Annotated in this window: 17 protein-coding genes and 1 tRNA gene; 14 read left to right on the top strand and 4 right to left on the bottom strand. The window is 72.2% G+C overall.

Annotation, left to right across the window (positions count from 1 at the left end; all coding sequences use genetic code 11):
• Positions 1-118 precede the first annotated feature (118 nt).
• The 5 genes from ABZ693_RS31845 to ABZ693_RS31825 all read left to right on the top strand — a co-directional run bounded on the left by ABZ693_RS31845 (position 119) and on the right by ABZ693_RS31825 (position 4,869).
• Entirely contained in the window at positions 119-1,345 is a 1,227-nt protein-coding gene (locus ABZ693_RS31845) for a carbohydrate kinase family protein (protein WP_435842605.1), read from the top strand.
• Positions 1,346-1,527: 182 nt separating this feature from the next.
• On the top strand, positions 1,528-2,595 hold the full coding sequence (locus tag ABZ693_RS31840) for a PhoH family protein (RefSeq protein WP_359884614.1): 1,068 nt from the start codon (positions 1,528-1,530) through the stop codon (positions 2,593-2,595).
• A gap of 12 nt (positions 2,596-2,607) precedes the next feature.
• Positions 2,608-3,111, top strand: a complete 504-nt coding sequence (gene ybeY, locus ABZ693_RS31835) for an rRNA maturation RNase YbeY (RefSeq protein ID WP_359884612.1) — start codon at positions 2,608-2,610, stop codon at positions 3,109-3,111.
• 25 nt (positions 3,112-3,136) lie between these two features.
• Positions 3,137-4,519, top strand: a complete 1,383-nt coding sequence (locus ABZ693_RS31830) for a hemolysin family protein (protein WP_359884610.1) — start codon at positions 3,137-3,139, stop codon at positions 4,517-4,519.
• Entirely contained in the window at positions 4,516-4,869 is a 354-nt protein-coding gene (locus ABZ693_RS31825; protein ID WP_359884607.1) for an MmcQ/YjbR family DNA-binding protein, read from the top strand. The genes ABZ693_RS31830 and ABZ693_RS31825 overlap by 4 nt, the downstream gene beginning before the upstream one ends.
• A 72-nt stretch (positions 4,870-4,941) precedes the next feature.
• Here ABZ693_RS31825 and ABZ693_RS31820 read toward each other — a convergent pair whose 3' ends face one another.
• Positions 4,942-6,375 carry an MFS transporter gene (locus ABZ693_RS31820; RefSeq protein WP_359884604.1) on the bottom strand — a complete coding sequence of 478 codons (1,434 nt, stop codon included), beginning with the start codon at positions 6,373-6,375 and terminating at the stop codon, positions 4,942-4,944.
• Positions 6,376-6,529: 154 nt separating this feature from the next.
• Here ABZ693_RS31820 and ABZ693_RS31815 point away from each other — a divergent pair, with 154 nt between their 5' ends.
• Both ABZ693_RS31815 and ABZ693_RS31810 read left to right on the top strand, forming a co-directional pair.
• On the top strand, positions 6,530-7,417 hold the full coding sequence (locus tag ABZ693_RS31815) for a helix-turn-helix transcriptional regulator (protein WP_359884601.1): 888 nt from the start codon (positions 6,530-6,532) through the stop codon (positions 7,415-7,417).
• A 142-nt stretch (positions 7,418-7,559) separates the two neighbouring features.
• A complete protein-coding gene (locus ABZ693_RS31810; protein WP_359884598.1) occupies positions 7,560-8,291 on the top strand; it encodes a hypothetical protein in 732 nt (243 codons plus the stop codon).
• A 66-nt stretch (positions 8,292-8,357) separates the two neighbouring features.
• On the opposite strand, the gene ABZ693_RS31805 is transcribed toward ABZ693_RS31810, so the two are convergent.
• Positions 8,358-8,431 (bottom strand) — tRNA-Ala (locus ABZ693_RS31805).
• 164 nt (positions 8,432-8,595) lie between these two features.
• Between ABZ693_RS31805 and ABZ693_RS31800 the strand changes: the two genes are divergently transcribed.
• The 5 genes from ABZ693_RS31800 to era all read left to right on the top strand — a co-directional run bounded on the left by ABZ693_RS31800 (position 8,596) and on the right by era (position 13,565).
• Positions 8,596-8,958: a cytidine deaminase-like protein gene (locus ABZ693_RS31800; protein ID WP_359884596.1), complete on the top strand. Its 363-nt coding sequence runs from the start codon at positions 8,596-8,598 to the stop codon at positions 8,956-8,958.
• Between the two features lie 358 nt (positions 8,959-9,316).
• Positions 9,317-9,799 (top strand): hypothetical protein, encoded by a 483-nt coding sequence (locus ABZ693_RS31795; protein ID WP_359884593.1) that lies wholly within the window; start codon positions 9,317-9,319, stop codon positions 9,797-9,799.
• A 221-nt stretch (positions 9,800-10,020) separates the two neighbouring features.
• Positions 10,021-11,370 carry a beta-xylosidase gene (locus ABZ693_RS31790; RefSeq protein WP_359884591.1) on the top strand — a complete coding sequence of 450 codons (1,350 nt, stop codon included), beginning with the start codon at positions 10,021-10,023 and terminating at the stop codon, positions 11,368-11,370.
• A 101-nt stretch (positions 11,371-11,471) separates the two neighbouring features.
• The gene (locus tag ABZ693_RS31785; RefSeq protein WP_359884588.1) at positions 11,472-12,584 is read left to right on the top strand and encodes a WxL protein peptidoglycan domain-containing protein; all 1,113 of its coding nucleotides are present in this window, start codon (positions 11,472-11,474) and stop codon (positions 12,582-12,584) included.
• Between the two features lie 21 nt (positions 12,585-12,605).
• Positions 12,606-13,565: a GTPase Era gene (era, locus tag ABZ693_RS31780; protein WP_359884585.1), complete on the top strand. Its 960-nt coding sequence runs from the start codon at positions 12,606-12,608 to the stop codon at positions 13,563-13,565.
• Between the two features lie 75 nt (positions 13,566-13,640).
• Here the strand turns inward: era and ABZ693_RS31775 are convergent, their stop codons facing one another.
• Together ABZ693_RS31775 and ABZ693_RS31770 are read right to left on the bottom strand one after the other, a co-directional pair.
• Entirely contained in the window at positions 13,641-13,907 is a 267-nt protein-coding gene (locus ABZ693_RS31775; protein ID WP_359884582.1) for a protealysin inhibitor emfourin, read from the bottom strand.
• A gap of 72 nt (positions 13,908-13,979) precedes the next feature.
• On the bottom strand, positions 13,980-15,092 hold the full coding sequence (locus ABZ693_RS31770) for a M4 family metallopeptidase (protein WP_359884580.1): 1,113 nt from the start codon (positions 15,090-15,092) through the stop codon (positions 13,980-13,982).
• 327 nt (positions 15,093-15,419) lie between these two features.
• On the opposite strand from ABZ693_RS31770, the gene leuA reads away from it, so the two are divergent.
• Together leuA and ABZ693_RS31760 are read left to right on the top strand one after the other, a co-directional pair.
• Positions 15,420-17,183 (top strand): 2-isopropylmalate synthase, encoded by a 1,764-nt coding sequence (leuA, locus tag ABZ693_RS31765; protein WP_359884578.1) that lies wholly within the window; start codon positions 15,420-15,422, stop codon positions 17,181-17,183.
• Between the two features lie 267 nt (positions 17,184-17,450).
• Entirely contained in the window at positions 17,451-18,143 is a 693-nt protein-coding gene (locus tag ABZ693_RS31760) for a TerB family tellurite resistance protein (protein WP_359884575.1), read from the top strand.
• Positions 18,144-18,288 lie beyond the last annotated feature (145 nt).

The raw sequence follows: 18,288 nt of genomic DNA, 5'->3' as shown, positions 1-18,288 counted from the left end.
CCGTTTTGGGACTCGAATGGCTGGGTAGGGGAACACGATTTCGGCAAGTTCGCCCTGCCTCCCCTCTGCCCCTTCGGGCACACTGTCCGGATCAGCACCATCAGCACAAACCGTGCCAATGGTGCCGGTCCGCCGCCGCATTACGACCGGGGAGCCTGCCGTGACCGAACGCGACAACGACGTCGTCGACCCGCTGGGCCGGCTGCGCGCGCCCACCGACCCGGCGTGCGACGTCTTCCTCACCGGCACGGTCTTCCTCGACATCATTTTCACCGGCCTCGACAGCGCGCCCGTCCGCGGCACCGAGTCCTGGGCCCGCGGCATGGGCTCCAGCCCCGGCGGCGTCGCCAACATGGCCACCGCGCTCGCCCGGCTCGGCCTGCGCACCTCGCTCGCCGCCGCGTTCGGCGACGACCACTACGGCGAGTACTGCTGGGACGCCCTCGAACAGGGCGAGGGCATCGACCTCTCGCTCTCCCGCACCATCGCCGGCTGGCACTCCCCGGTCACCGTCTCCATGGCCTACGAGGGCGAGCGGACCATGATCTCCCACGGTCACGCCGCCCCGCCCGCCGACGTGGACCCCGGCGCCGACGTGGACCCCGGCGCCGACGTGGACCCCGGCGCCGACGGGGGGCTCGGCATCGACCCGCCCGTCGGCGCCCCGCTCGCCTGCCCGCCGCACTCCCGCGCCGCCGTCGCCTCCCTCGTCCCCGGTCAGCCGGAGGACTGGGTGGCCCGCGCCGCACGCTCCGGGGCCCGGGTCTTCGCCGACGTCGGCTGGGACGACACCGGCCGCTGGGACCTCGCCGCCCTCCCCGACCTGGAGCACTGCGAGGCCTTCCTCCCGAACGCCGCCGAGGCCATGCGCTACACCCGCACCGACTGCCCCCGCGCCGCCGCCCGCGCCCTGGCCGACAAGGTCCGCTACGCCGTCGTCACCCTCGGCTCCGAAGGCGCCTACGCGGTCGACGGCGCCACCGGCGAGATCGCCGAGGTACCCGCCATCCAGGTCGCCGCCCTCGACCCGACCGGCGCCGGCGACGTCTTCGTGGCCGGCTTCGTCACCGGCACCCTGGCCGGCTGGCCGCTCGCCGACCGGCTCGCCTTCGCCGGACTCACCGCCGCCCTGTCCGTACAGGAGTTCGGCGGCTCGCTGTCCGCGCCCACCTGGGGCGAGATCGCCGCCTGGTGGCAGCAGGCGCAGCGGTGCGACGGCCAGGACCCGGCCGCCCTGCGCGCCCGGTACGCCTTCCTGGAGCGGCTGCTCCCGGTCCCGGCCCGCCCCTGGGCCCTGCGCCGGGCGGTCCCCACCATCGGCTTCCGCCCCGCCCGCGCCTCGTAGGGCCACCCTCGCCTCGTGGGGCTCGCCACGGCGGCCCTGTGCCCCGCCCCCTCCCGGCCCATCACGGGTACCCCGTAAAAGACTTCAGGCTCGCAACCGAGCAGTCGTACGCTTGGAGCCGAGGGGTCTCGAACGGCGAGAGCCCTGTTTCGGGAGGTTTGCGCAGGCCACAGTGCCGGCCCATGAATCGCACACCCACAGCCCAGACCCTCGCGCCGGGGCAGGCGCGCGCCCAGTTCACCGTCCCCGCGAAGCACCCCATGGTGATGATGCTCGGATCCGGTGACGCACTGCTGCGCGTGATCGAGAAGGCGTTCCCGGCCACGGACATCCACGTACGGGGAAACGAGATCAGCGCGGTCGGCGACGCGACGGAGGTCGCGGTGGTCCAGCGCCTGTTCGACGAGATGATGCTGGTGCTCCGCACCGGTCAGCCGATGACGGAGGACGCCGTGGAACGCTCGATCGCGATGCTGCGCAAGGAGGACGGGGAGACGGCGGACGAGACGCCCTCCGAGGTCCTCACCCAGAACATCCTGTCCAGCCGCGGCCGCACCATCCGCCCCAAGACCCTCAACCAGAAGCGCTACGTCGACGCCATCGACAAGCACACCATCGTCTTCGGCATCGGCCCCGCCGGCACCGGCAAGACCTACCTGGCCATGGCCAAGGCCGTGCAGGCCCTCCAGTCCAAGCAGGTCACCCGCATCATCCTGACCCGCCCGGCCGTCGAGGCCGGCGAGCGGCTCGGCTTCCTGCCCGGCACCCTGTACGAGAAGATCGACCCGTACCTGCGCCCGCTGTACGACGCGCTGCACGACATGCTCGACCCCGACTCCATCCCCAAGCTGATGGCGAGCGGGACCATCGAGGTCGCGCCCCTGGCCTACATGAGGGGCCGCACCCTTAATGACGCGTTCATCATTCTGGACGAGGCGCAGAACACGAACCCCGAGCAGATGAAGATGTTCCTCACCCGCCTCGGCTTCGATTCGAAGATCGTCATCACCGGCGACATCACCCAGGTCGACCTCCCGGGCGGCACGAAGAGCGGTCTGCGCCAGGTCCGGGACATCCTGGACGGGGTGCCGGACGTGCACTTCTCCACGCTCACGTCGCAGGATGTCGTACGGCACAAGCTCGTCGGCCGTATCGTCGACGCGTACGAGAAGTACGACAGCCGCAACGACAGCGGTCGCGACCACCGCGACCACGACGGCGGCCGTCGCGAACGCCGCAACGGGAAGTAGACACAGCAGCACATGTCGATCGACGTCAACAACGAGTCCGGCACCGAGGTCGACGAGCAGGCGATCCTCGACATCGCCCGCTACGCGCTCGCGCGCATGCGCATCCACCCGCTCTCCGAACTCTCGGTGATCGTGGTGGACGCCGAGGCCATGGAACAGCTCCACATCCAGTGGATGGACCTGCCGGGCCCGACGGATGTCATGTCCTTCCCGATGGACGAGCTGCGCCCGCCGTCGAAGGACGACGAGGCCGCCGAGCCCCCGCAGGGCCTGCTCGGCGACATCGTGCTCTGCCCCGAGGTCGCCAAGAAGCAGGGCGAGGACGCCCCGACCGGGCACTCCATGGACGAGGAGCTCCAGCTGCTCACCGTCCACGGAGTGCTCCACCTGCTCGGCTACGACCACGAGGAGCCGGACGAGAAGGCCGAGATGTTCGGCCTCCAGGCCGCCATCGTGGACGGCTGGCGCGCGGAGAAGGGCCTGACCGGCCCGTCCCCGGCGCCGACCGTCTCCTGACGCCGGACCGGACCGGTCCTCCGTCATGAACGCACAACTGATCCTCGGCGCGGTCGCCCTGGTCGTGGTCGCCTGGCTCGCGGCCTGCGCCGAGGCCGGCATAGCCCGCGTCTCCAGCTTCCGCGCCGCCGAGGCCGTACGGTCGGGGCGGCGCGGCGCCGAGAAACTCACCCAGGTCGCCGCCGACCCCACCCGCTATCTCAACGTGGCGCTGCTCGTCCGCGTCGCCTGCGAGACGGCGGCCGGGGTCCTCGTCACCTACGCCTGTCTGACAGCCCTCCCGGAGACCTGGGAGGCGCTGCTCGTCGCCATCGCCGTGATGGTGCTCGTGTCGTACGTCGCCGTCGGCGTCTCGCCGCGCACCATCGGCCGCCAGCACCCGCTGAACACGGCGACCGCCGCCGCGTACGTCCTGGTGCCGCTGGCCCGCGTGATGGGCCCGATCCCGCAGCTGCTGATCCTCATCGGCAACGCGGTCACCCCCGGCAAGGGCTTCCGCAAGGGCCCGTTCGCCTCCGAGGCCGAACTGCGGGCCATGGTCGACCTCGCCGAGCAGGAGTCGCTCATCGAGGACGAGGAGCGCCGCATGGTGCACTCCGTCTTCGAACTCGGCGACACCCTCGTCCGCGAGGTGATGGTGCCGCGCACCGACCTCGTCTGCATCGAGCGCCACAAGACCGTCCGCCAGGCCCTCACCCTCGCGCTGCGCTCCGGCTTCTCCCGGATCCCGGTGACCGGCGAGAACGAGGACGACATCGTCGGCGTCGTGTATCTGAAGGACCTGGTCCGCAAGACGCACATCAGCCGCGAGGCCGAGGCCGACCTGGTGTCCACGGCGATGCGGCCGGCGGCCTTCGTGCCCGACACGAAGAACGCCGGCGACCTGCTGCGCGAGATGCAGCAGGACCGTACGCACGTCGCCGTCGTCATCGACGAGTACGGCGGCACGGCCGGCATCGTCACCATCGAGGACATCCTGGAGGAGATCGTCGGCGAGATCACCGACGAGTACGACCGGGAGCTGCCGCCCGTCGAGGAGCTGGGCCACGACCGCTACCGGGTCACCGCGCGTCTCGACATCGGTGACCTCGGCGAGCTGTACGGTTTCGGCCCGGACGAGTACGACGACGAGGATGTGGAGACCGTCGGCGGCCTGCTCGCCAAGGCGCTCGGCCGGGTGCCGATCGCCGGGGCGAACGCCGTCGTGGAACTCCCGGACCGGCGGACGCTGCGGCTGACCGCCGAGGCCCCGGCCGGCCGCCGCAACAAGATCGTCACCGTGCTCGCCGAACCGATCGGCCCGGACGGCGCGGGATTCCCGGGCAGTGCGGACCGCCCTGATGGCCGCGATGGCCGCGATGGCCGGGACGGTGCGGACGGCACCGGCGAGGAGAAAGCGGAGCGATGACACCGGAGCGGCTGCGGGCCTTCTGCCTGGACTTCAACGACGCGACCGAGGAGTTCCCGTTCGGCCCGGAGGCCTCGGTCTTCAAGGTCGCCGGGAAGATGTTCGCCCTCGCGTCGCTGGACGCCGAGCCGCTGCGGATCAACCTCAAATGCGATCCGGACGACGCCGTACGGCTCCGCGAGGAGTACCCGGCGATCGTTCCCGGCTATCACATGAACAAGCGGCACTGGAACACGGTGACCGTGGGAGAGCTCCCGGACCGCATGGTCCGGGAGCTCGTCGAGGACTCGTACGACCTGGTCGTCGCGGGTCTGCCGAAGGCGGTACGGCTCCGGCTCGACCGCCCGTAGCGCTCGTTCCGCCGTCGCGGGCTCACTCGGCGGCGGTACGGCGCGGGCTCACCGAGCGGCGGCGGTGCGGGCTCACTCAGCGGTGGCCGTACGGGGCAAGCCTGCCGCGACCAGGGCGGCCGCCGCGAGCACGATCACCGCGGCGATGGCGAGGACCGTCCGCACACCCCCGTACAACGTGTCTCCGGTGGTGGCGAGCACCCCGAGCAGCGGGATGCCGATGGTCATGCCGACCTGCTGCGTGGTGGTCACCAGACCGGTGGCCAGGCCCTGCTCCTCGTGCGGGACGCCGGACGTCACGGTCACGCCGTACGAGATGATCACGGCCAGGTGGCACATCGAGGCCAGCGACACGGCCACCGTCGCGAGGACCGCGCCCGAGCCGGTGCCGATGCCGAGCAGCGCGGCGGTGAGCAGCCCCTGGCCGGCCAGGCCGAGGACCAGGGTGCGGCGGGCGCCGAGGCGTGCGATGACCCGCGAGGCGAGGGACCCGGCGAGCACCGACAGGATGCCCTGGACGCCGAAGACCAGGCCGGTGCGGAAGCTGGACAGGCCCAGCGTCTCCTGGAGATAGAGCGTCAGCGAGAAGACGACGACCGACATCATCGAGAAGGTGACGAGCCCGCCCAGGTTGCCGAAGGCGACCGTACGGCGGCGCAGCATCGGCAGCGACACCAGCGGGGCCGGATGCCGGGACTCGACGATCCCGAACACCACCAGGAGCACGACCCCCAGGACCAGGGTGACCAGGACGTCCGCGTCGCCGAAGCCGCGCTCGGCGGCCGTCGACAGGGCGTAGATCAGCGCCAGCAGACCGCCGGTGACGGTCACCGCGCCGGGCACGTCGAGCCGGGGCCGCTCGGGGGTGCGGGACTCGGGCAGCAGCCGCGGCGCGAGCGGCAGCACGAGCGCGCTGAACAGGGCGAGCAGGCCCATCGTGGAACGCCAGCCGAGGGTGTCGGTGAGGATGCCGCCGAGCACCATGCCGATGGTGAAGCCGAGCGACAGCAGGGTGCCGGAGATACCGAGCGCGCGGGCGCGCTGCGGGCCCTCGGGGAAGGTCGTGGTCAGCAGCGACATGCCGGTGGGCACGATGGCCGCCGCGCCGATGCCCTGGAGGGCGCGGCCGGTGAGGAAGACGGCCGGGTTCCAGGCGAGGGTGGCGAGCAGCGAGGCCGCGCCGAAGAGCGCGAGGCCCGCGAGGAACAGCTTCCGCCGCCCGTACAGGTCGCCGATCCGGCCGGAGAGCAGCAGGAAGCCGCCGGACGGCAGGGCGAAGGCGGTGACCGCCCACTGCAGGGCGGCGGGGCTGAGACCGAGGTCCGCGCCGAGCACGGGCAGGGCGACGTTCAGGACGGAGAAGTCCAGCGCCACCATGAACTGGGCGGCGCAAAGGACGAGAAGGATGAGCCGCGCGCGGCCGGTGAGCGCGTCGGAGGACGGGGCGGGGGTGGGGGACGCGGTTCTCTGTACGGCGGAGGGGGAGGCCAGGGTGTCGGTGGGCATGCGTCCACCCTCGGCGTACGGGAACAACCGTGGGGAGCGGGTACTTATCCTGGTGGCCGTACCACCAGACATCCAGACATCCAGACATCCAGACATCCAGACACCGGACCAGCCGGACAGCCGGAGCGGCCTCGGGCCCAGGGGAGGAACACACGTGGCCACGGTGCTGGAGAGCACGGACGGCAAGGCGCGTCGGCTGGCGGAGCTCCGCGAGTTCCTGATGAGCCGCCGTGCCCGGGTCAGCCCGGCCGAGGCGGGCCTGCCGGACGGCGGTGCCCGGCGCCGTACGCCCGGTCTGCGCCGTGAGGAGGTCGCCGTCCTTGCCGGGGTGGGGGCTTCCTGGTACCAGTGGCTGGAGCAGGGGCGCGACATCAGCGTCTCGCCGCAGGTGATCGACGCGGTGGCGCGGGTGCTGCGGCTCAGCCCGGCGGAACGGCGCCATCTGTACGTCCTCGCGGGGCTCAACCCGCCCGCGCCGGAGACCGCCCCGGGGGACTGGGACATGTGCGCCGGGCTGCGCCGGCTGATCGACACGTGGATGCCGTTCCCCGCGGTCATCATGGACGTGTACTGGAACTCGGTCCTCTACAACGAGGCGGCGGCCATCGTCTTCGGCCTGCGCCCGGAGGCGCCGCGGAACTGTCTCGTCTCCTTCTTCACGGACCCGCTGTACCAGTCGCGGCTGAGCAGCTGGGAGGTGCTGGCGCCGCGGGTCGTGGCCCAGTTCCGGGCGGCCTGCTCGGACAACCAGGGCGACGAGGGTTTCCGGGCGGTGGTCGAGGAGGCGACGGCGGCGAGCCCGGTGTTCGCCGAACTGTGGGAGCGGCGGGACATCCTGCCGGGCGGCCAGAACCGCAAGGAACTGGACCACCCGCTGGCGGGCCCGCTCGCCGTCGAGTCGACCCAGCTGCGCGTCCCGGCCCGCCCGGACCTGGTCATCGTGCTGCACACCCCGCTGCCGGAGGCCGACACGGCGGCGAAGCTGGAGTGGCTGGTGTCGCCGGAGGGACGGCGCGGGGCGATGTACCCGGTCGCGGGCTGAGGGCTTCTGACCTGGCATTACACGGGGAATCCGGGAGCCGGAGCGTCAGTGGGCGGGGATATCCTCCTCGCGCACGCCACCGTATCGCCCACAAACTGACGTGCTCTCTCATCGTTTTCTCTCTCCGAGGTCTCACATACTCATGCGTACGCGTTTCTCCCGCGGTCTTTCCGCCGCCCTCGTCGTCTCCTCCCTCGCCCTGTCCGCCGCCGCGTGCGGTGGCGACGACACGAAGGACGACGCCAAGAAGGACGGCGCCGACAAGCCGGCGGCCTCCGCCTCGGCCACTCCCGCGGCCGCCGCGCCGGCCAAGCCGCTGACGGACGCCCAGATGAAGGCCGCCGCCCTGGAGCTGAAGGACCTGCCGTCCGGCTGGAAGGCCACGAAGCCGGAAGCGGACCCGACCGTCTACAAGACGGACAAGGCGGAGTGCGAGCCGATCGCCGCCGTGATGGACGACAAGATCGCGGGTGCCACGAAGGGCGCGAGCGTCGACTTCGCCCTCGGCAAGAACGAGTCCGAGCTCAGCCAGGAGGTCGTGAACTTCTCCGGCACCGGTGCGGCCGACTTCACGAAGAAGCTCGCCGCCGCGGTGGACGCGTGCGCGGACTTCACCGTCGACGCGGGCGGCGAGAAGATGAAGGCCGGGGCGAAGAAGCTCACCGCTCCGGCGGGCGCCGAGGAGGCCGTCGCCTTCGCGTTCGCGCTGGAGGTCGCGCCCGGCATGAAGGTCGAGCCGAACGTGGTCGTCGCCCGTCAGGGCACGGGCCTCTTCCGCCTCATGTACCTCGCGGACACGGCGGCGGGCAAGAAGGACTTCGAGGCGCTGACGAAGACGGCGACGGACAAGTTCGTGAAGGCCGCGCAGGGCTGATCCGGCGTCCGGCCCGGCATCCGGCCTGCTTCGGGTGGATGCCGGGCCGGTGGTGACGTCGGGGGACGGGGCCGGCCGGATTCGAACCGGCGTCTTCCCACATGCGGTGAAGGCGCGACGACCACTGCGCTACGAGCCCCATCCCGCGGATGATCGTACGGGCTGGGCACGCATCGGCGCTCGCGGTTTCCGGGGCCGGTGACGGACCCGCCGCCGGGCCCTGTGACGGCCCCGGTGACGGACCCCGTGGCCGGGGCGCCGAGGTGCCCCGTGTCCGGGCCGCCGGGCGGCCTATCCTCGGATCATGACTCTCAACCGCGAGCACGACGACCTCGGTGCCGAAGACCTCAAGATCATCACGCTGGCGCGCAGCGCCCGCGCCCGCAATGGGGTGCCGGAGGGTGCGGCGGTACGCGACGAGACCGGCCGCACCTACGTCGCGGGCACCGTCGACCTGGAGTCGCTGAAGCTCAGCGCGCTCCGGACGGCGGTCGCCATGGCGGTGGCCAGCGGCGCCCGGTCCCTGGAGGCCGCGGCGGTCGTCTCCGCCGCCGAGACGGCATCCGACGACGACCGCGCGGCGGTCCGCGACCTCGGCGGCGCCGACACCCCGGTCCTCCTCGCGGGCCTCGACGGCCGCCTGCGCGTGGCGGTTACCGCGGGCTGAGGGGGTGACCGCGCCCGTCCGTGTGCGAGACGCGGGGGTACGCCCGAGCCGGTGCCCATCCCCTGCGGGCCCCGTACCGGCTGGTGCCTTTCCGTGCGGGCCGCGCTCAGGCCCGTACCGACCTCTCCGCCCCCGCCCCGCCCCAGCCGTCCCCGCCGCCTGTGGTCGACCCCAAGCCCGTACAGGGGCTCTCGGCGGGCTGAAGCCCCCCGAGAGCCGATGCACGGCACTTGTGCTCTTGTGAAGAATGCGGGTCAATGGCAGCGGTCCACATGACGGACCGTCAGCAACGCGCTTGACGCACTTCACGCAGCGTCCGCACCCCTGCGTTCGTCATCGGAAGGGGTACGACCTCGCCATGAGAATCAGAAGCCGGAGTTCCCTCGGGATCGTCGCCGTGCTGTCCGGGGTGCTCGCCGCCGGGCTTACGTTCGCGCCGGGTGCCGCCGCCGTCTCGCCCGGGACGGCCACGGCCACGTACGACTGCGGGATATGGGGGACGGGGACCGCCAACCTCGCCGCCACGCAGTCCGGCACCAGCGCCACCATCACCATCACGTCCGCCGTGAAGACGCCGGTCGCCGTCGGCGCCGACACGATCAACTCCACCCTGACCCTGGCCAAGGCCGGCGGCGGCACCCGGGTCTTCAGCGGCACGAAGAACCCCGCCCTCGCCGCGAACCAGTCCGTGACCATGGGGCCCCTCACCGGGACGGTCGCCCCCGGTGACAGCCTGAACTCCTACTTCGCGGGCACCGCGCTCAAGATGGTGATCTTCGGCGTCACGGTGACCTGTGACGCGACCACCTCGCAGTCGCCCGGTCCCTTCGTCTTCAGCTGAGTCGCCCACGGGCGCGGGTGCGGGCCGGCCGAGCCGTCGGTCCGCTGACTCGCTGACCCGTCGATCCAGTCATCCGCATCCCGGCCGGTGCCGCCGTCGGCGGCGCCGGCCGTTCGTCCGCATGAATCTGACGGTTCGTCAAATGCTCCGCCCCGTGTCCCTTGACTTCTCTTGTCCCGGGCCCGTCAATGGCGCCCACTCATCCCTCAGGAGGGGCCCATATGGCACTCGACACACGTCGCGCGGCGGCTCGAAGACGGCGTCGCTGGACCGCCGTCCTCGGCGTCACCGCGCTCGCGGCCGCCGCGGGCGGGGCGCTCGCCGTTCCGGCCGGCGCGGTCGGCACGGCCTCGCAGGCCGTGGACTTCGCCACCCACTGCGTACCGCCGCCGATCGCCGGCATCCCGCCCATCGACGGCACCACGAGCGCGCGGATCGCCGTCGACACCACCACGCCCAAGGTCGGCGACACGGTCACCGTCACCTACACGGTGACCAAGCCCGCCGCCTCCAACCCGGTGGACCTCGCGCTCCCGGCCGACATCATGACGCCGACCGGCAAGGTCGCCCTCGGCGGCGCCCAGTCCGGCGCGGTCACCGTCACCGGGGAGAAGAAGAACCCGCCCGTCCCCGGCAAGGGCGCGTTCCCGTCCTTCTCCATGAAGGGCACCTTCACCGTGACCGCGCCCGGCGCGATCACGCTCTCGCCCGGCGACTACAACATCCACACCAGCTACATCATGGAGCTGGACACGCCCTGCACCGTCAGCAGTCCGCCCGCGCCGGTCTCCGAGACCGTCACGGCGACCGCCCAGCCCGGTGCCAACGACCGCGCGCTCGAACTCGGGAGCGCGTCCGGCGCGCCCGGGGCGCGGGTGACGGTCTCCGGCAGCGGGTTCACGCCGCTCGCCGAGGTCACCGTCGCCGGCCGGGCCGGCGCGGCCGAGACGGCCGACCGGATGACGGTCACCACCGACGACCAGGGCGGTTTCACCGCACGGCTGAAGGTCAACGACAAGGCGACCAGCGGGATCGTCGCGTACGAGGGGACGGCCTGGGACGCCGACAAGGGCGCGGGCCCCGTCGCGTACACGGTCGTCGACGACACCCCGGCCCCGCCGAACAGCCAGAAGGTCACGGCCACGGTCAAGTCGGGCGAGCTGTCCATGACCCAGGCCGGCGACACCGTCGAGCTGTCCGCCGTCGACTTCGGTCAGGGCGGCGCGGCGACCGGCGCGCTGCGCACGGTGACGGTGAAGGACTTCCGGGGCGGGCCCGCGGGCTGGTCCCTGACGGGGAAGGTGACCGCGTTCACCGGGCCCGGCGGCGCGTCCGTGGGCGCGGACCGGTTCGGCTGGACCCCGGCCTGCGCGACCAAGGAGGGCAGCCCCAGCACCTGTGTGCCCGGCAGCGCGGGGCCGGTCGGCGGCGACGGGGCCACCCTCGCCTCGACGCCGAACGGCGCGCTCACCGGCGGCGAGTTCACCGTCGACGCCGGGCTCAGCCTCGACGTCCCGGCGTTCACCGCTCCGGGCAGTTACGCGGGTGTCCTCACCCTCACGCTGTCCTGACCGCTCCCTTCTGTCTGATCTGTCTGATCTGTCCGATCGACCGCCGAGCGGGCCGGGCGCGCACCCGGTCGGCCCGCTCCCGACCCCGGGGGTTCCGCACCGTGCGTCGCAAGCCGTACGTCCTCCTCCTGAACGCCGTCCTCCTGAACGTCCTCGCGCTCGTCCTGCCCATCGCCGTCATCGGCCCGGCCGCGCCGCGGGCCTCCGCCGCCGAGAACGCCGAGTGGGCCGTCTACCCGGCGGCCTCGCGGCTCGGCAGCCGCCCGTACTTCTATCTGACCGCCGACCCCGGGACCACCCTCACCGACAAGGTCACCGTCGCCAACAAGACCGCGGGCCCGCTGACCTTCCTTCTCTACGGGGCCGACGCCTACAACACCGCGCGCGACGGCGGTTTCGCCGTCCGCACCCGCCGGGAGAAGCAGACCGGGACCGGGGCCTGGATCAAGCCGGCCCGGGACCGGGTCACCGTGCCGCCGCGGTCGGCGGTCACCGTCCCGTACACCCTCACCGTCCCCGCCGACGCCGACCCCGGCGACCATCCGGGCGCCGTCGTCGCGCTCGACGAACGGGTCGCGCGGGCCGCTTCCGGCACCGGTGACCAGGGGAACGTGGCGCTCGGGGTGCAGCGGGCCGTCGGCGCCCGGGTCTATCTGCGGGTCGGCGGCCCGACCGTGCCCGCCCTCGCCGTCGAGGACGTCACGCTCGACCAGGACCGGCCGCTGGTCCCGGGTACGGGGACGAGCACCGCCGTCGTCTCGTACACCCTGCACAACCGCGGCAACGTCACCCTCAGCCCCCGGGTCGCGCTCAAGGCCCAGGGGCTCTTCGGCCGCACCCTGCTCTCCCGCGACCTGGACCGGCTGCCGGCCGAGCTGCTGCCCCGGCAGAGGATCCGGCTCACCGCCCGGTGGGAGGGGTCGCCGCAGTTCGACCGGGGCGAGGTGACCGTGACGGCCTCCGCCAAGGGTGTCCGCGAGTCGGCGGGTGTGTCGTTCGTCGCCCTGCCGTGGCTGCCGCTCGCCGTGCTCGCCGCCGCCCTCGCGGCCGGCCTGACCGCCCTCGGCCTCCGGCGCCGCGCCCGCCGCCGGAACGACCCCTCGAATCCGGCCCCGGCCGAGGACTCGTTTCCGGCCCCGATCCCGGCCCCGAGCCCCGCTTCACCGGCGGCGCGGACCCCGTCTTCGGAACCCGAACCCGGACTGAGTACGTGACCGGGCCGCTCATCGGGGACAATGGCGTCCATGAGCGTGCGCACTGCCGAGACCGATGAGAACACCGCCCCCCACCGGGCGGGCTTCGCCTGCTTCGTCGGGCGCCCGAATGCGGGCAAGTCCACCTTGACGAACGCGCTCGTCGGCCAGAAGGTGGCGATCACCTCGAACCGGCCACAGACGACCCGGCACACCGTCCGGGGCATCGTGCACCGGCCGGACGCCCAGCTGATCCTCGTGGACACCCCTGGCCTGCACAAGCCGCGCACCCTGCTCGGCGAGCGCCTGAACGACGTCGTGCGCACCACCTGGGCCGAGGTCGACGTGATCGGCTTCTGCCTGCCCGCCGACCAGAAGCTCGGCCCGGGCGACCGGTTCATCGCCAAGGAACTGGCCGAGATCCGGAAGACCCCCAAGGTCGCGATCATCACCAAGACCGACCTGGTCGACTCCAAGACCCTCGCCGAGCAGCTGATCGCCGTCGACCAGCTCGGCCGGGAGCTGGGCATCGAGTGGGCCCAGATCGTGCCCGTCTCGGCCGTCGGCGACAAGCAGGTCCAGCTCATCGCGGACCTGCTGGTCCCGCTCCTCCCGGAGTCCCCGCCGCTGTACCCGGAGGGCGACCTCACCGACGAGCCCGAGATGGTGATGGTGGCCGAGCTGATCCGCGAGGCCGCGCTGGAAGGCGTACGCGACGAGCTGCCGCACTCCATCGCCGTCGTCGTGGAAGAGATGATTCCGCGCGAGAACCGCCCGGCGGACCGGCCGCTGCTCGACATCCACGCCAACGTCTACATCGAGCGCCCCAGCCAGAAGGGCATCATCATCGGCCCCAAGGGCAAGCGCCTGAAGGAGGTCGGCATGAAGTCGCGCAAGCACATCGAGGCGCTGCTCGGCACGCCGGTCTTCCTCGACCTGCACGTGAAGGTCGCCAAGGACTGGCAGCGGGACCCGAAGCAGCTGCGCAAGCTCGGCTTCTGAGCACGCGGGTCCGGACCGACCCGGACCCGGACCCGGACCGACCGGGACCGAGACCCGGTCCCGGACCCCGTTCGCTTACGCGCCCTCGGCGAGGATCGTGCTCACCAGGGCGCGTTGCGCGTCCGTGAGGTGCGGGTCACGGCAGCGCACGGTGTGCTTGCCGTCGACCGTGATCTCGTACGAGAAGCCGTCCGGCACCCCGCGTTCGGTGGCGTCCCCCTGGCCGACGACGGTCTCGGCCAGGTCGTGGAGTTCGGCCGCGTCCGCGCGGCCGGCGGTGTCCACCTCCGCCGACCGCTCGATGCCCGCGAAACCGCCTGTGCGCCGCACTCGAATCCGCATGGGCCCTGTCTACCAGGATCGCGGGGCTCGCGGGCCCGGCCGCGACAGCCCGCCGCCGTGCCCGCCGCTCCCTCAGCCGGTCGGCACCCCGACGGTGGACCAGGCCTTGAGGACGGCTTCGTTCTCGGCGCCGCCGTCCCCGAAGAGCGAGCGCGCCGACGCGACCGTGGCCCGCGCGAACTCGGCGAACGTGGCGTCCTCGCTGAGCGTCCCGCCCGTCATCACGTCGTACCAGATCCGCCCGGCCCGCTCCCAGGCCGAGCCGCCCAGCTCGGTGGCGAGCAGGTAGAAGGCGTGGTTGGGGATGCCCGAGTTGACGTGCACGCCGCCGTTGTCGGAGCCGGTACGGACGTAGTGGTCCATGGTCGCGGGCTGCGGGTCCTTGCCGAGGACGTCGTCGTCGTACGCCGTGCCCGGGGCCTTCATGGAGCGCAGCGCCACCCCCTTGTCCACGGCGGGTCCGAGCAGCCCCTCGCCGATGAGCCAGTCCGCGTCGGCCGCGGTCTGGCCGAGCGCGTACTGCTTGACCAGGGAGCCGAAGACGTCGGAGACGGACTCGTTGAGCGCACCGGACTGGCCGTAGTAGGCGAGGTTGGCGGTGTGCTGGGTGAAGCCGTGGGACAGCTCGTGGCCGATGACGTCGACCGGGATGGTGAAGTCGAGGAAGAGGTCGCCGTCCCCGTCGCCGAAGACCATCCGCTCGCCGTCCCAGAAGGCGTTGTCGTACTTGCGGTCGTAGTGGACGCTCGCCGGGAGCGGCATGCCCGCGCCGTCGATGGAACGGCGGCCGAAGACCTTGTGGTAGAGGTCGTAGGTGGCGCCGAGGCCCGCGTACGCGCGGTTGACGGAGGCGTCCTTGCTCGCCGCGTCGCCCTCGCCGCGCACCTTCTTGCCGGGTAGGACGGTGCGGTGCTGGGCGTCGTAGATGGTCCGCTGCGGGCTGTCCGCGGAGGTGTCGGCGGCGGCGTCGGCGGCGGCGCCGGCGTGCGAGTCGGCGGTGGCGGTGCGGGTGGCGACGGCGATCCGGGCGGAGCGGTGCGCGGCGTCGGCCGCGAGGGTGCGCCGGGCGGCCTCGGCGTGGGCCGGATTCGAGGACTCGGACAGCCGCGTCAGGATGTGCGGCGGGACGATCGCGCAGAAGACGCGCGGGCGCGGAGCCGGCCGGGGCGTCAGGTGGTGAGTCATGTCAGCAATGTGGCACCGCGTGGTGCTTCTGTCACGACCTGCGACGACGATTGGCGAAATGGAGTGATGGGTCACCTTTTCCCCTTGACGGCGGCCGCCGTCCGCATACTGGAACGGTCGTCCGGGTCCATGACCGCCTCGGCTACAGTGACGCGCATCATGCGTTTCGGGCTGCTTCTCCTTAGCTGCCGCGGCGAGGGCCTGTAGTCGTAGGCCGACCCCCTCCCCGCGGGTTTCGGTGTTGCGTTCGACAGTCGGCCTCCCCCGTGTTCCGCCCTCGCGAGCGGGACGGAGGGGAACCCCGCTGGATCCGAGGAGCCCCACGCAATGAGCCAGTCCGCCTTCGCCGGCCGCCCGACGCCGATCACCAACGCGACGCACACCCAGATCCCCTCCGGCATGCCCGTGCACAAGTACGGGCAGTACGAGGCCGTCGACATCCCGGACCGCACCTGGCCCGGCCGCCGCGTCACCCAGGCCCCGCGCTGGCTGTCCACCGACCTGCGCGACGGCAACCAGGCGCTGATCGACCCGATGAGCCCGGCCCGCAAGCGCGAGATGTTCGACCTGCTGGTACGCCTGGGCTACAAGGAGATCGAGGTCGGCTTCCCGTCCTCCGGCGAGACCGACTTCGCCTTCGTCCGCTCCATCATCGAAGAGGGCGCGATCCCGGACGACGTCACGATCTCCGTCCTGACCCAGGCCCGCGAGGACCTGATCGAGCGGACCGTCGAGTCCCTGGTCGGCGCGAAGCGCGCGACCGTGCACCTGTACAACGCCACCGCGCCCACCTTCCGCCGGGTCGTCTTCCGCGGCTCGAAGGACGACATCAAGCAGATCGCCGTCGACGGCACGCGTCTGGTGATGGAGTACGCGGAGAAGCTGCTGGGCCCGGAGACGGCCTTCGGCTACCAGTACAGCCCGGAGATCTTCACCGACACCGAGCTGGACTTCGCCCTGGACGTCTGCGAGGCGGTCTGCGACGTGTGGCAGCCCGGCCCGGGCCGCGAGATCATCCTCAACCTGCCGGCCACCGTGGAGCGTTCGACCCCGTCCACGCACGCGGACCGCTTCGAGTGGATGTCCCGCCACCTGACCCGCCGTGAGTACGTCTGTCTGTCCGTCCACCCGCACAACGACCGCGGTACGGCCGTCGCGGCGGCCGAGCTGGCCCTGATGGCGGGCGCGGACCGGATCGAGGGCTGTCTGTTCGGGCAGGGCGAGCGCACGGGCAACGTCGACCTGGTCACGCTGGGCATGAACCTGTTCTCCCAGGGCGTCGACCCGCAGATCGACTTCTCGCAGATCGACGAGATCCGCCGGACCAGCGAGTACTGCAACCAGATGGAGGTCCACCCCCGCCACCCGTACGCGGGCGACCTCGTCTACACGGCCTTCTCCGGCTCCCACCAGGACGCCATCAAGAAGGGCTTCGACGCGATGGAGAAGGACGCGGCCGCCGCCGGCAAGACCGTCGACGACATCGAGTGGGCGGTCCCGTACCTGCCGATCGACCCCAAGGACGTCGGGCGCTCCTACGAGGCCGTCATCCGCGTCAACTCGCAGTCCGGCAAGGGCGGTATCGCGTACGTCCTGAAGAACGACCACAAGCTGGACCTGCCGCGCCGGATGCAGATCGAGTTCTCCCGGATCATCCAGGCCAAGACCGACGCCGAGGGCGGCGAGGTCACGCCGGGCGAGATCTGGTCGGTGTTCCAGGACGAGTACCTGCCCAACCCGGACAACGCCTGGGGCCGGATCCAGCTGCGCTCGGGCCAGTCGACCTCCGACACGGACGGCACCGACACCCTGACCGTCGAGGCGGTCGTCGACGGTGCCGCGACCACCCTGACCGGCTCCGGCAACGGTCCGATCTCCGCGTTCTTCGCCGCGCTGCAGGCCGTCGGCGTCGACGCCCGGCTGCTGGACTACCAGGAGCACACGATGAGCGAGGGCGCGTCCGCGCAGGCCGCCTCGTACATCGAGTGCGCCATCGACGGCCGTGTGCTGTGGGGCATCGGCATCGACGCCAACACCACCCGCGCCTCGCTGAAGGCGGTCGTCTCGGCGGTCAACCGCTCCGCGCGCTGACGCGTCCGCCCCACGAAGCCCGTCCGTTGTACGCCGTCCGCGTACGACAGACGGGCTTCGCACGTCGGGGCTGCGTGCGGTGCTTATGGGCACACCCGTACGGCTTGTCACTCGATCTTGTAAGAGCCCGTACGGGCCGGGCGGGGTCCGGCGGGTCTCGGCCAACTCCCCGTTCTTCTGCCGACGAGGTACTGACGCGGCTTCGCCGATGTGGCTAACATCACGCCAACGCCGGCAGGGTCGCCGGCACGGCGAGGGAGGTGCGACGTGCGGTCAGCGCGGAAAACACGGGACCGGAACAGGGTTCTCTGCGGAATCCGCACCTCCTGGAACACGGTCGGCGACGGCGAGTTCTTCTGCGAGCAGTGCGGCGGCGACCGCAACTACCGCCGCCGTACGGGCCGTCGGCGGTTCGCCGTCCTCGGCGTGCCGCTGCTGCCCCGCGGCCAGGCCGGGCCGGTCGTCGAATGCGCCGCCTGCCACACGCACTTCGGCACGGAGGTGCTGGCCCACCCGACCACCAGCCGGTTCTCCGGGCTGCTCCGGGACGCGGTGCACACCGTCGCGCTCGCCGTCCTCGCGGCCGGGGGCACCTCCTCCCGCGCCGCCCTCGACTCCGCCGTCACGGCGGTACGGGCCGCCGGATACGCGGACTGTACGGCGCTGCAACTCGTCGACATGGTCGAGGGACTCGCCGCCGACACGGGCCGCTACCTGCCGGACGCCACCGGCGGGGGAGCGGCCCTCGCCATCGAGCTCCACGAGGCCCTCGAACCGCTCTCCCCGCACCTCGCCGCCGCCGGCCGCGAGTCGATCCTGCTCGACGGCGCCCGCATCGCGCTCGCCGACGGCCCGTACACGCCGGCCGAGGTCGAGGTCCTGGGCACCGTGGGCACCGCGCTCGCCCTGTGCGCCGACGACACCGCCCGGCTGCTCGCGACGGCCCGCACGGTCGGCTGACGGCACGGTCGGCTGACGGCGCCGGGGCGGGCGCGGACACGCGAGCGGGCCCGGCGGGGTGCCGCCGCGAACGGGTCGGGGCCGGTCGCCCCGGTACGGACTCGGGAGCCGTACGGGAAGCGGCGGCCGTGCGCCGACCAGGCGC

The sequence above is a fragment of the Streptomyces laurentii genome, from assembly GCF_040635425.1.
Classification (GTDB): Bacteria; Actinomycetota; Actinomycetes; order Streptomycetales; family Streptomycetaceae; genus Streptomyces; species Streptomyces laurentii.
Note: the sequence above shows the minus strand (reverse complement) of the source record. Positions and strands in the feature narration are given on the sequence as shown.